12 protein-coding genes are annotated in these 12,953 nt (G+C 58.6%); 6 read left to right on the forward strand and 6 right to left on the reverse strand.

What is annotated here, in order from left to right:
- The first annotated feature begins 146 nt into the window (after positions 1-146).
- Entirely contained in the window at positions 147-665 is a 519-nt protein-coding gene (locus MTP37_RS08560) for a GNAT family N-acetyltransferase (RefSeq protein ID WP_249236891.1), read from the forward strand.
- A gap of 74 nt (positions 666-739) precedes the next feature.
- On the opposite strand, the gene MTP37_RS08565 is transcribed toward MTP37_RS08560, so the two are convergent.
- The 3 genes from MTP37_RS08565 to MTP37_RS08575 all read right to left on the reverse strand — a co-directional run bounded on the left by MTP37_RS08565 (position 740) and on the right by MTP37_RS08575 (position 2,634).
- Positions 740-1,270, reverse strand: a complete 531-nt coding sequence (locus tag MTP37_RS08565; protein ID WP_249236892.1) for an HD domain-containing protein — start codon at positions 1,268-1,270, stop codon at positions 740-742.
- Between the two features lie 35 nt (positions 1,271-1,305).
- Positions 1,306-1,746, reverse strand: a complete 441-nt coding sequence (locus tag MTP37_RS08570; RefSeq protein WP_249236893.1) for a hypothetical protein — start codon at positions 1,744-1,746, stop codon at positions 1,306-1,308.
- 108 nt (positions 1,747-1,854) lie between these two features.
- Positions 1,855-2,634, reverse strand: coding sequence for an alpha/beta hydrolase (locus MTP37_RS08575; protein WP_249236894.1), 780 nt, complete (start codon positions 2,632-2,634; stop codon positions 1,855-1,857).
- Between the two features lie 314 nt (positions 2,635-2,948).
- Between MTP37_RS08575 and htpG the strand changes: the two genes are divergently transcribed.
- The 4 genes from htpG (at position 2,949) to galT (ending at position 9,319) form a co-directional block, all read left to right on the forward strand.
- Positions 2,949-4,877: a molecular chaperone HtpG gene (gene htpG, locus MTP37_RS08580; protein WP_249236895.1), complete on the forward strand. Its 1,929-nt coding sequence runs from the start codon at positions 2,949-2,951 to the stop codon at positions 4,875-4,877.
- Positions 4,878-5,029: 152 nt separating this feature from the next.
- Positions 5,030-6,127 carry a 5-bromo-4-chloroindolyl phosphate hydrolysis family protein gene (locus tag MTP37_RS08585; RefSeq protein WP_249236896.1) on the forward strand — a complete coding sequence of 366 codons (1,098 nt, stop codon included), beginning with the start codon at positions 5,030-5,032 and terminating at the stop codon, positions 6,125-6,127.
- A 409-nt stretch (positions 6,128-6,536) separates the two neighbouring features.
- Positions 6,537-7,823, forward strand: a complete 1,287-nt coding sequence (locus tag MTP37_RS08590; protein WP_249236897.1) for a galactokinase — start codon at positions 6,537-6,539, stop codon at positions 7,821-7,823.
- The gene (gene galT / locus MTP37_RS08595; protein ID WP_249236898.1) at positions 7,820-9,319 is read left to right on the forward strand and encodes a UDP-glucose--hexose-1-phosphate uridylyltransferase; all 1,500 of its coding nucleotides are present in this window, start codon (positions 7,820-7,822) and stop codon (positions 9,317-9,319) included. The genes MTP37_RS08590 and galT overlap by 4 nt, the downstream gene beginning before the upstream one ends.
- Before the next feature lie 193 nt (positions 9,320-9,512).
- On the opposite strand, the gene MTP37_RS08600 is transcribed toward galT, so the two are convergent.
- Both MTP37_RS08600 and MTP37_RS08605 read right to left on the reverse strand, forming a co-directional pair.
- Complete coding sequence (locus MTP37_RS08600) at positions 9,513-10,250, reverse strand: YebC/PmpR family DNA-binding transcriptional regulator (protein WP_044954219.1); 738 nt, start codon at positions 10,248-10,250, stop codon at positions 9,513-9,515.
- Positions 10,251-10,431: 181 nt separating this feature from the next.
- On the reverse strand, positions 10,432-11,970 hold the full coding sequence (locus MTP37_RS08605) for an RsmB/NOP family class I SAM-dependent RNA methyltransferase (RefSeq protein ID WP_249236900.1): 1,539 nt from the start codon (positions 11,968-11,970) through the stop codon (positions 10,432-10,434).
- Between the two features lie 105 nt (positions 11,971-12,075).
- Here MTP37_RS08605 and MTP37_RS08610 point away from each other — a divergent pair, with 105 nt between their 5' ends.
- The gene (locus tag MTP37_RS08610; RefSeq protein WP_249236901.1) at positions 12,076-12,282 is read left to right on the forward strand and encodes a hypothetical protein; all 207 of its coding nucleotides are present in this window, start codon (positions 12,076-12,078) and stop codon (positions 12,280-12,282) included.
- 120 nt (positions 12,283-12,402) lie between these two features.
- On the opposite strand, the gene MTP37_RS08615 is transcribed toward MTP37_RS08610, so the two are convergent.
- Positions 12,403-12,807: a Mini-ribonuclease 3 gene (locus tag MTP37_RS08615; protein ID WP_249236902.1), complete on the reverse strand. Its 405-nt coding sequence runs from the start codon at positions 12,805-12,807 to the stop codon at positions 12,403-12,405.
- Positions 12,808-12,953 lie beyond the last annotated feature (146 nt).

The raw sequence follows: 12,953 nt of genomic DNA on the forward strand, positions 1-12,953 counted from the left end.
TTGTATCACAAACCTGCCTGATGTCAAAGAAATTTCTGTGCAGTGCGGCGCTTGTACCGCACTGCAAATTCTGCTATACTGAAATCGGTCATTTTTGAGAGTTGAGGGTATGGGCAGGCTTCTGCCTGTCCGCTGGGAAATTGCATATGAGCAAGATCACGATCCGGCCCATGGAGCCGGAAGACTGGGACGCCGTTTCCAGAATCTATTTAGAGGGCATCGCCACAGAACATGCCACCTTTCAGACTACCTGCCCCCCATACGCTGCGTGGGATGCCTCCCACACAAAGGACTGTCGGCTGGTGCTGCTGGTGGATGATGTCATTGCCGGGTGGACCGCACTGCACCGGGTAGACCCGCGCTGGTGCTACCGCGGCGTAGCGGAGGTGAGCATCTATGTGGGGGAGCAGTTCCGCGGCCATGGACTGGGCTGTCATCTGCTGGCCGAGCTGTGCCGTCAGGCCGAAGAGGCCGGCTACTGGACCCTGCAGTCCACCGTGCTGCAGGATAATGCTGCCAGCCGTGCCCTGCACACCAAGTGTGGCTTCCGCCTGGTAGGCCGCCGCGAGCGCATTGCACGGGACTGTCATGGCCGCTGGCTGGACACCTTCCTCATGGAGCGCCGCGCCGCTGCGGATGAGCCGGAGGGCTACAAAAAGCTGTGAGATGCAAAAAAGGACTCTGCACCTTGACGATGCAGAGTCCTTTTTTTGTTTCGCTTATTTACCAGCAGGCAGGCTTACCACTCTTCGCCATCGACTTCCACGCTGCCGTCTACCACAGCACCGGCGTGGGAGCGCTGGAACATGCTCTCCACCACAGCGCAGTACTTATCTGCCAGACAGACGATAATGGCCTCACGGCAGGTGGGTACATGACGGAAGGTCAGCGGCCACATGTGGCTGGAAATGATGCTCTGTTCCTTTTTGGTGATGCCGAACACACGCTCTGCATTGATGCAGGCACAGCCCGGGTGCGAGAAGCCGTGCATCTCAAACAACCGGCGCAGGCCGTGGAAGGTGCCCTTGTTATGCCAGTCATACAGATAAAAATCATGCAGCAAGGCCCCCACCGCCAGCGAGGTCTCGTCGGCGTGCAGATGCAGACGGCGGTTGAGCCAGAAGCTCACCAGCGCCACATTCTTGCAATGCTGGTAGGTGGTGACAGAACCGTGCTGGATATACTCCCGCATCCGCTGTACATCCGGGTGATGATCGTACTTTTCTACGATGGCATAAAGCTGTTCGCGCTCGATCTCAGAAAGCTGCATGCTGCAAAATTTCCTTTCGCTTTAAGGTGATGTTTTCAGGAACGAAGCTGGACCGGATTGGAATTGCCGAAGTTTTCTGCGCTGGAAGGGTTCTCCCGCTTGAGGGAAAGATCTACCAGATACTGCTTGCCGTCGCCCAGTTCTTCCAGCTGGGCCAGCTTTGCGTTTGCAGCCGCTTTGTCCGGATACCACTGGATCAGGAAGAAGTTCTCTTCCTCCACCCCGTAGTACAGCCACTGGCCGTCGGCACGCAGCCAATCGTCCAGATGATCCACCTCTTCGCCGTCCGGCAGGCCAAGGCCTTCTTCGGCATAAAGGTTTTCCGGTTCCACCTGCAGCATTTCGATCACCTGAATGGAGCTTTGCAGGTATTCGTCCTGCGAGACTGTCTTGTCCGAAAGCTCCCATCCGGTAAGAAATGCCTGCATGAGCAGGTCGCGCACAGAAACACGCGGCAGGGTCGGGTCCATAACCATAGGTATTCCTCCTTGAGTTTGTCCCTGCTGACCAGTATACGTCAAAGGTTTATGCAAGTCAACAGTTTAATTGTAAATTTTTTGTAGGTTCGTTCAAATATGTCAGATTTATCCAACCGACCAGTCAAAAGTGTCTCCCAGCCATTCCACTGCCAGTTCCACCCAGTGATGCCGGTGGCGGCTGGGCTGATCCACCTCTGCGGTGCTGATGCTGGTGCCGTGCACCCCCTTTTCAAACAGATGCGCCTCGCAGGGCACACCTGCCCTGTGCAGAGCGCTCACCAGCATCAGCGTATTCTCCACCGGAACAGTGGCGTCCTCCATGGTGGCCCACACAAACACCGGCGGCGTCTGCGGCGTGATCTTATCCTCCAGACCGAATGCCTGCTGTGCCGCCGGGTCGGTGCTGCCCGCCAGCTGCACAAAGCTGCCGCGGTGGGCATACTGTCCTGCGGTGATCACCGGATAGCCCAGGATCACCGCATCGGGCCGGGGCTGGGCGCGCTCCCCGGGAATGTCCAGCACAGCACCGGAAAGTGCCAGATGGCCGCCCGCCGAAAAGCCGCACACTGCGATCTTTTCCGGCAGGATATGCCATTCGGCCGCGTGCTGCCGCACAAGGCCGATGGCCTGTGCCAGCTGGCGCAGCGGCAGACCGTCCTTCGCCTGTTCGCAGATGGCGTAGTCCAGCACAGCGGCATGATAACCCGCTGCTGCAAACTGCAGTGCCACCGGGTCGCCCTCCCGGGCGCTGACGTGGGTATAGCCGCCGCCGGGCACCACCAGCACCAAAGGCCGGTCGATGGCCTTCGGCATCCGTTCGCAGGATTCCCGCAGATAAACAGTCAGCGTTCCGCCGCCCTCCAGTTCCAGCTGCTTCAGCTGCATGATATTTTCCCCCTTCGGAAATGATCTTCGGGGTTCATTATAGCACAAAACGCTTTCATTTGAAATACGATTTAAACCCGTCTTTGTGTGCACCACGGTCATCTATAATGGCAGTTCCGTTTTTATTGGCAGGCACAAAAGGTCTGCACAGACCGCAGGCCGCTTCCGATTTTTAAACTTTTTATGAAAGCCCTTGATTTTTGCCGGGAAGCGGTGTATATTAGCACTCGAAAGTTATGAGTGCTAAGCATTTCGAAGTGTTTCAGCTTCCCGAGTGCCCGGCGCTGAATACAGATAAAAAGAGGTCTTGCATTATGGCTAAGAAAGAATTTCAGGCTGAAAGCAAAAAACTGATGGATATGATGATCAACTCCATCTACACCAATAAGGAGATCTTCCTGCGGGAGCTGATCTCCAACGCATCGGATGCCATTGATAAGCTCTACTATAAGAGTCTGACCGATCCCTCCGTGGGCATGAACAAGGGCGATTTCCGCATCCTCATCACCCGCGACAAGGATAACCGCATCCTGACCATCGAGGATAACGGCATCGGCATGACCAAAGAGGAACTGGAACAGAATCTGGGCACCATCGCCCACTCCGGTTCTCTGGACTTCAAGAAAGACAACAAGGACGAGAACATCGACATCATCGGTCAGTTCGGCGTGGGCTTCTACTCCTCCTTCATGGTCGCCGACAAGGTCACGGTCATTTCCAAGGCCTATGGCTCGGATGAAGCATGGCAGTGGGAGTCCTCCGGCGTGGACGGCTACGAAATGACCCCCGCCCAGAAGGACACCGCCGGCACCCAGATCATCCTGCACATCAAGCCGGACACCGAGACCGACCACTACGATAATTTCCTGGATGAATACGGCATTGTTGCCATCGTCAAGAAGTACAGCGACTATGTGCGCTACCCCATCCAGATGGAGCGCCAGCACGAGCGCCAGAAGCCGGAACCGGACCCCAAGCCCGAGGATTACAAGCCCGAGTGGGAGAGCTACACCGAGCTGGAGACCCTGAACAGCATGGTGCCCATCTGGAAAAAGCAGAAGAGCGAAGTGACCGACGAAGAGTACGCCAGCTTCTATAAAGAGAAGTTCAACGATTATACCGATCCTGCCCGTGTCATCGTCAGCCGCACCGAGGGCACCGCGAACTACAACGCCCTGCTGTTTGTTCCCAGCCACCGCCCCTACGATTTCTACACCAAGGATTACGAGAAGGGTCTGGCCCTGTACGCATCCGGCGTGCTCATCATGGAGAAGTGCGCTGACCTGCTGCCCGATTACTTCAGCTTCGTCAAGGGCATCGTGGACAGTCAGGATCTGAGCCTGAATATCAGCCGCGAGATGCTGCAGAAGGACAACCAGCTCAAGCTGATCCACAACGCTCTGGAAAAGAAGATCAAGAACGAGCTGCACGCCATGCTGGCCAACGACCGCCAGAAGTACGAGGAATTCTGGAAGGAGTTCGGCCGTCAGATCAAGTTCGGCGCTTACTCCGACTACGGCATGCACGCCGAGCTGCTGCGCGACCTGCTGCTGTTCTGGTCTGCCAAGGAGCAGAAGATGGTCACCCTGCAGGAGTATGTGGACAAGATGCCCGCTGAGCAGAAGTATATCTACTTTGCTGCCGGTGATTCTACCGACCGTCTGGCAAAGCTGCCCGCCGCTGAGTTGGTCATGGATAAGGGCTATGACGTCCTGCTGCTGACCGAGGATGTGGATGAGTTCTGCCTGCAGATCCTGCGCAGCTATCCCCGCAAGGATGCTGAGGGCAAGGACGGCATTGTGGAGTTCAAGAATGTCAACAGCGGCGATCTGGGCCTTGAGACCGAGGAAGAGAAGAAGGCCGCCGAGGATGCCACCGCCGAGAACAAGGCTCTGTTCGACACTATGAAGGATGCTCTGGACGGCAAGGTGAAGGAGGTCAAGGTCTCCACCCGTCTGAAGGATCACCCCGTGTGTCTGAGTGCCGACGGCCCGCTGTCCATCGAAATGGAAAAGGTGCTGTCCAAGCAGCCCGGCAGCGAGGGCGTAAAGAGCGACAAGGTGCTGGAGCTGAATGTCAACCATCCCGTGTTTGCCGTGCTCAAGGCCGCACAGGAGGCCGGTGACACCGACAAGCTCAAGAAGTACAGCGCTCTGCTGTATGCACAGGCACAGCTCATTGAAGGTCTGCCGGTGGATGACCCTGCCGCTTACGCGGAGGCCGTCTGTAGCCTGATGAAGTAACGTTTCCCGGAAAACAGCGGTCTTACTCCCCTGCTGTTTTCGCACGCATCGATATTTACCCCTTAACAAAAAGACCGTGCTCCGCTATAATAGAGTGGAACGCGGTCTTTTTCTGTTTTGAACTGTTTTTGATACATTGAGAGGTCTTATCCATGCAGCCAAAGAAGCACTATTTTGCGCATATCCCTACCATTGCCATTTTTATTGTGTTTGCCATGTCGGCACCGCTGGGCGTGCTGCTGTTCATCTTAAAAAGCATCGATAAAAACGCTGAAAAAGAAGAAAAAGCCGCTGCACAGGCGCAGGCAGACTATCGTTCCGACCTCGGCCCCGCCCCTGCGCAGACGGCACCCCGGCAGGAAACCGAGCCAACTTACGGCCACGATGTTCCCACCAAAGAGCAGAAGGATGCCAAGGAGCGGCACAAGCTCCTTACCACCCTGTGCACCATCGGCGGTGCCGTCTTTCTGTTTGCAGGCTTCAGCACCCTGTTCATGGATGATGCTGACAGCATGATGGAGGCGTTTACAGCCATCGCCCAGATGCTGGGCGGCGGCGCTGCTCTGCTGACCGGCCTGCGCATGGACCGCACCCGCAAGCTGGAACGCCTGCTGGACAAGATCGCAGGCGACCGCGACAACATCCCGCTGGACGAGCTGTTTGCCGCCGCAGGCATCGATGCCGCAAAGGGGCGTGCTGCGGTGGAAAGTGCCATTTCCCACGGTTACTTTGGTGCCGACGCCTACATCGACAACCGCACCGCTACCCTTGTGGTGCGCGGTGCTGCGCCCCAGCCGCCCAAGCAGCCGGAACCGAAGCCCGCACCGGCACCAGCGGACCAGTACGCCGCCCTTCTGCAGCAGCTGCGGCAGGCCAACGATGCCATTCCTGACCCGGTGATGACCGCCAAGATCAGCCGTCTGGAAGCGGTCAGCGCCCGCATCTTTGAGCTGGCAAAGCAGGACCCCGGCAAAAAGGCGCAGCTGCAGAAATTTATGGACTACTATCTGCCCACCGCTCTCAAGCTGCTGAACACCTATGCCAGCCTTCCTGCGCAGGATGTACAAGGGGAAAACATCGCCGATGCCAAAAAGAACATCGAGCGCAGCATGGACCTGCTGGTGACCGCCTTTGAAAACCAGCTGGACAAGCTGTTCCAGTCCGACGCGCTGGATGTCTCCGCCGATGTGGCTGCACTGGAAGGAATGCTGAACATGGACGGCCTGACCGGCAGCGATTTTGCAAAATAACCGCTCAGGCGGGATCTTATATCATAGGAGGCCGGGACTGCCGCACCAGACGATGTGCAGCAGCCCCGGTTTTTTTATTTCACCGGAAGGGTCATGGCCGTCAACGGCATTGTCCCATCTGTCCGACGCAAATCTCCATGCCGTGCAGTGTTTGTCCACCTTGCGCAAAGCACCCGATTCACAGGCGTTTTCCACAATGGTTTTTCCGTTTCTAAATTGATTTTATTTCAATCGTCCATTTCCCTTCCGATGCCGGATTTTACACTTTTTGCAACTTTTCATTCAGATGCAACAATAACACATGGTTTTTTCTGTCCGGATTTTATATGATAAAGGCAGAAGTGTGCAGAGCGTCCTGTATGCTGCCCTGTACTTGCAGTTCCAACCCGCTCAAAAGGAGGACTATCCTATGATGAAATCTGTTTCCACATGGAAGCAGGAGCTTTCCAGCGGCGCACACGCTGCCCGTCTGGCATCGCTGTACTGCTGCGCACCCGAAGAGACCGCCCCGCAGGCTGCCCGCTACGAAGCAGCCCTGAATGGTCTGGAGACCACCTTTGGCCCCCACGCCGAAGCCGGCCTTTACAGCGCCCCCGGCCGCACCGAGATCGGCGGCAACCACACCGACCACCAGCACGGCCGCGTTCTGGCCGGCAGCGTGAACATTGATATGATCGCCGCCGCCGCGCCCAACAGCCTGAACCAGCTGCGGGTGCAGAGCGAGGGCTACGACCTGTGCGTTATCAGCCTTGACGACCTGACCGCCCGTAAGGAAGAGGAAAACACCACCATCTCCCTTCTGCGCGGCGAGTGTGAGGCGTTCCGTCAGCGGGGCGCAGAGCTGGCCGGTCTGGATGTGTACATTTCTTCCAACGTGCCCAAGGGCAGCGGCGTTTCTTCCTCTGCCGCCTTCGAGGTGCTGATCGGCGTCATTCTGAACGACTGCTTCATGACCGATAAGGTCTCCCCCATCGAGATCGCGCAGATCGGCCAGTGGGCAGAAAATGTCTACTTTGGCAAGCCCTGCGGCCTGATGGATCAGATGGCTTCCAGCGTGGGCAACATCATCACCATTGATTTTGCCGACCCTGCCCACCCCGATGTGGAGCCGGTGCCGGTGGATTTCTCCAAGGCCGGCCTTGCACTGTGCATTCTGGACTCCTGCGCAGACCATGCCGACCTGACCGACGAATACGCCGCTGTCCCCGCCGAATGCCGCGCTGTGGCCGCTGTGTGCGGCGGCGAGGTGCTGCGGGATGTGCCCTTTGAGACCTTCCTTGCAAAGCTGCCGGAATGCCGCAGGCAGTGCGGCGACCGCGCGGTGCTGCGTGCCTTCCATATTTATGCCGACAACGATCGTGTGGCAAAACAGGTCACCGCTCTGCGCGAGGGCGATTTCGGCACCTTCCTGCGTCTGGTCAACGAATCCGGCCACAGCAGCTGGGAATACCTGCAGAACGTCATCCCCGCCGGGTATAAGGAGCATCAGGAAATGGGCGTGACCATTGCTGCCGCCAAGCATTACCTGAACGGCAAGGGCGCGGTCCGCGTGCACGGCGGCGGCTTTGCCGGTACCGCGCAGGCTTTTGTGCCGGTGGAAATGCTGGCTGATTTTAAGAAAAACATGGAGGCCATCCTCGGCGAGGGCCGCTGCCATGTGCTGAGCATCCGTCCCGAAGGAGGCGCTGTCCTGTGATCTCTACCGCCATCCAGCAGCTCGTGAATTACGGGCTGGACACCGGGCTCATCCTGCCCGACGACGAAATCTATATCCGCAACCAGCTGCTCATGACCATGCAGCTGGACGATTTTACGGCACCCGAGGGCGAGGTATGCTACACTGATCTGGAAAGCATCCTGAAAACGTTGGTGGACGACGCCGCAGCCCGCGGCGTGTGCGAGGACAATTCCACCGCCCGCGATTTGTTCGACACCAAACTCATGGGTGTGCTGACTCCGCGTCCCAGCATCGTGCGCGCCAATTTTGAGGAACGCTACGAAAACGAAGGCCCGCAGGCTGCTACCGACTGGTTCTATAAGTTCAGTCAGGATACCGATTATATCCGACGCTACCGTATCAAGCGGGATCTGAAATGGGTCACCCGGACTCCCTACGGCGATCTGGACATCACCATCAACCTCTCGAAGCCGGAGAAGGACCCCAAGGCCATTGCCGCCGCAAAGCTGGCCCCCCAGAGCGCCTATCCCAAGTGCCAGCTCTGCGCTGAGAACGAGGGCTATGCAGGCCGCATGAACCACCCTGCCCGCGAGAACCACCGCATCATCCCGCTCACCATCAACGACAGCGCATGGAACCTGCAGTACAGCCCTTACGTCTACTACAACGAGCACTGCATCGTGTTCAATAATCTGCACACCCCCATGAAGATCGAGCGCGCCACCTTCCGCAAGCTGCTGGACTTCGTGGGCCTGTTCCCTCACTATTTCGTGGGCAGCAACGCCGACCTGCCCATCGTGGGCGGCAGCATCCTGAGCCACGACCATTTTCAGGGCGGTCATTACGAGTTTGCCATGGCCAAGGCTCCCATTGAAAAGAAGTGGGTGTTCCCCGGTTTTGAGGACGTGGATGCCGGTATCGTGCACTGGCCCATGAGCTGCATCCGTCTGACAAGTGAGGACGACAGCCGCCTTGTGGAGCTGGCGGACAAGATCCTGACCGCATGGCGCGGCTACTCTGACGAGAGCTGTTTTGTCTTTGCCGAGACGGACGGCGAACCCCACAACACCATCACTCCCATCGCCCGGATGCGGGACGGCAGATACCAGCTGGATCTGGTGCTGCGCAACAACATCACCACCCCGGAACATCCGCTGGGCGTGTTCCACCCTCATGCAAAGCTGCACCACATCAAAAAGGAGAACATCGGTCTGATCGAGGTCATGGGCCTTGCCGTGCTGCCCAGCCGCCTGAAAAAGGAAATGGCTGAGCTTGCCGATGTGCTGGTCTCCCGCACACCTGCAGCCCAGTACCCCGAAGAGCTGCAGAAGCATGCCGAGTGGGCCGGGGACATTCTTGCCCGTCACCCTGAACTCAGCGCCGACAATGTGCACCCCATCCTGCAGGATGAGATCGGTCAGGTGTTCGCCGAGGTCCTCGCCGACGCCGGCGTCTACAAACTGGACGAGGCTGGCCGTGCAGGCTTTGTGCGGTTCCTCGCAAGCGTACAATGATCTTTTAAGATAGTCGCTCTCCCCCTTTCCCCCGCCGGTATGCCTTGCCGGCGGGGGATTTTTATTGCTCAGCGAAGATATCGGGCCGATCTTCATTCCGCAACACAGCACAAAAAAGCCGCCTTTCGTGCCAATCAGCACAAAAAGCGGCTTTTTATCGTCTTATTTCAGGAGCAAAGAGCCTTGCGGAAGCTTATTCCGGCAGGTCCTCTTCGTTCTCCAGGCTGTGCCAGACGTTCTGGACGTCATCATTGTCTTCCAGTGCATCCAGCAGCTTGCCCATCAGCTTCAGCTGATCGGGGTCGGTCAGGCGGGTGGTGGTCATGGGCACCATAGCCAGATCGTCGGACAGGATCTCGTAGCCCTTCTCCTCCATGGCCTTGACCACGGCAGAGTAGTTCTCGGGGTCGGTGGTGATCTCAGCTGCATCCTCGCTGGCGTCGAAGTCCTCGGCACCGGCATCCAAAGCATCCATCATAGCCTCGTCGGCATCCTTATCTTCCAGAGAGATATCAATGACACCCTTCTGGCTGAACAGGAAGCCCACGCAGCCCATAGCACCCAGATTGCCGCCGTTCTTATCGAAGTAATGACGCAGATCGGCAGCGGTACGGTTGCGGTTGTCGGTCAGGGTCTCGACCATGACAGCAACGCCGCCGGGGCCGTAGCCTTCGTAGGTGATTGCTTCGTACTCGGTCTTATCGCCGCCCTCAGCCTTCTTGATGATGCGCTGGATGTTATCGTTGGGCACGCTCATGCGCTTTGCCTTGGCGATCAGGTCAGCCAGCTTGCTGTTGGAAGCAGGGTTCGGGCCGCCGGTACGGACGGCAACGCTGATCTCGCGGCCGATCTTGGTAAAGACCTTCGCCTTTGCGCCGTCGGTCTTTTCCTTCTTGCGCTTAATGTTGTTCCATTTGCTATGTCCAGACATGGGAAAGAGCCTCCTGTATATTCTCAAATCTCCGCCTGCGGGCAGACGGGCTGTGGTCGCCCGCATTGTGGCAGCACACAAAATCTAACTCTATTATTGTAGCACAACCGGGCAGAGCGTTCAAGTCTTATCGGCCCGGTTTTCGGCGGGTCGTGGAGAAAAATGCGCTTTTTCTGCCTGTTTACAGCAGACGCAGGGCCTTGGGGTAGTGGTTTTTCACCCGCCCGCCGGACACCTTGCCGCCGCCCAGCGGCCAGCCGTCCACCGTCACACAGCACCAGCTGTCTGCGGCAGTGCGGGCCTCCACCTCACGGCCGGAAAGGTACTCTGTCGTGCGCGGGTCGGCAAGGGTCAGCTGCTCGCAGTTCGTACACTGCGCGCCGAACGCCGTGAACAGGTGGTGCTCCGGCACAAAGCGGCCCTTCTGCACGCTGCCCACGAACACGCCCGCCCGCAGCACATGCAGGTTCGTCTGCGGGAAGGGCACCGGCAGCAGCACACCGCCGCCATGCACCACAGCCGGGCGGTCTGCCAGCGCCGGGAAATACTGCCCGGCAAATTCATGCCACGCTGCAAGGCTCTGGGCAGGGCTTGTCTCCCCTGCCTGTGCTTCGCGGCTGCGCTTGCTGCCCTGCACCGCCTCACGGCAGGCGCGGGCATTCTCGCGGCGGGCGCTGCGGGCGTCCGGGGTCTTGGCAGGCTTACCGTTCTTCCCCTTGGCCTTTTTGCCTGCGGCTTCCGCTGCGGCCAGCCAGAGCTGCTCCTCCGGGGTGTATTCTCCTTCCGGCGGCAGGGCGCGAGGCGTGCCTGCCTTGATAAGCCTTGCCATAAAATGCCCCTCGCCGCCCTGACAGGGCCAGATGCGCCGCACCTTGCTCACATCCAGCGGCAGACCGCCGGTGCGGTTGGCTTCGCCCTCGCTGCCAAAGGTATAGTCCACATTTCCCAAGGCATCTGCAAGTGTGAACTCCGGGTGGCGCTGCAGGAATGCCGCCACCTGTCCCTCGTCCTCCTCCGGCGCAAAGGTGCAGGTGGAATAAACCAGCTGCCCGCCCGGGGCCAGCACGGCGGCTGCACAGTCCAGAATTTCCGCGCCCAGCTCAGCACACTGCTTCACCAGCGCTTCACAATGCTGCTGACGAGCCACCGGCTCCTTGCGGAACATGCCCTCGCCGGAACAGGGTGCATCCACCAGAACACGGTCAAAAAACTCCGGCAGAGCGTCCGCAATGCGGGCGGGCGACTCATTGAGCACCACCGCATTGGACACGCCCATGCGTTCCAGATTGCTTTTCAGGATATCCGCACGGGCCGCAACATATTCGTTGCTCACCAGCACACCGCGCCCCTGCAATGCCGCCGCCAGCTGACTGCTTTTGCCGCCGGGGGCTGCACACATGTCCAGCACGCGCATTCCGGGCCGCACGCCCAGCAGCGGCGCTGCCGAGGACGCCGACGGCTCCTGCGAGTAAAACACGCCTGCATGGTGGTACGGATGCCGCCCGGGCTTAAAGTCCGGCTGGTGTACCACAAATGCCGCCTTGCAAAAGGGTGATGCTTCCAGCGAAAAGTCTGCCTTTGCGGCGAACTGCTCCGGCGTCGTGCGCAGGGCCGAGACCGTCACGCCGCGCTCGGCGGTCTCCTGCGGGGCCGCGTACAGTGCGTCGAACCGCTCTCCCAACAGGGCACGCTCCCGCTGCTCAAAATATTCTGTAGGCATTCTGCAATCCTCCTGTGGGATGTATAAAGCCGCCGTCTGCGGCCAAACTAGGTCTTGTGAGGGGCACACCGCCCCGCACGGAAAACCGAAAGGAGATCATTCACTATGGCAACCGAAAACCGCAGCAATAACTGCAAGAATCAGACCTCGAACCGTACGTCCAACCAGACTTCCAACCGCACCAGCAATCAGACCTCCAACAGCGCCACCAACGAGCACAAGCACCCCAACCAGTACACCAAGGGCGCTGACGACGAAAGCGCCAAAAACTCCACGAACAGCCGTTCCAGCAACGCCAGAAACAGCCGCTAACGCTGCCCTGCGCGCCTGACGGACCACAGACGTGCACCCTTTGACCTTTCTCTCAAACCGCAAAGCCCGCTGCCCTCCGGCACTGTTTTCCAGTGCGGAAAGCAGCGGGCTTTCGCGTTTTTATTTTTCGTTGGGGTCAAACTGCTGCCAGAGCGTATCAAACAGCTCATGCACACGGCTCAGCTGCCCATTCAGATACAGCCAGCCCAGCAGGCACTCGAAACCGGTGGAAGCGCGGTATTCCTCAGGGGATGCATGCTTTGCCACACTGGCCTTGCTGGCGTTGCGGCCCCGCTTGAACACAGCCAGTTCGTCCTCGGTGAACAGCGGCTCCAACAGCTGTTCCTCCCGGAACTGTGCCCGGGCCGAAACATATTTGACCTTTTCTGCGTTGAGCTTTCCGGCAGACAGGCGGTGATGCTCCACCAGCCGCTGACGCACCAGCAGTTCCAGCACGCTGTCACCCACAAAGGCCAGCGCCAACGGGCTGAGCTCCCGCAGGTCGATCTTTTCTGATTCGTTCATAAAAAATTTCCTCTGGAAAGCGTCCTCGCCCTCTCAGCTTCGTTGCGCTCAGCAGCTCTCCCAAAGGGAGAGCCTTTGGCAAAACCGGAAAGTCTGCCGCACTGCCAAGGCCTCTCCCTTTGGGAGAGGTGGACGCGAGTTTAGCG

It is taken from the genome of Faecalibacterium sp. HTF-F (genome assembly GCF_023347535.1).
Taxonomy (GTDB): Bacteria; Bacillota; Clostridia; order Oscillospirales; family Ruminococcaceae; genus Faecalibacterium; species Faecalibacterium wellingii.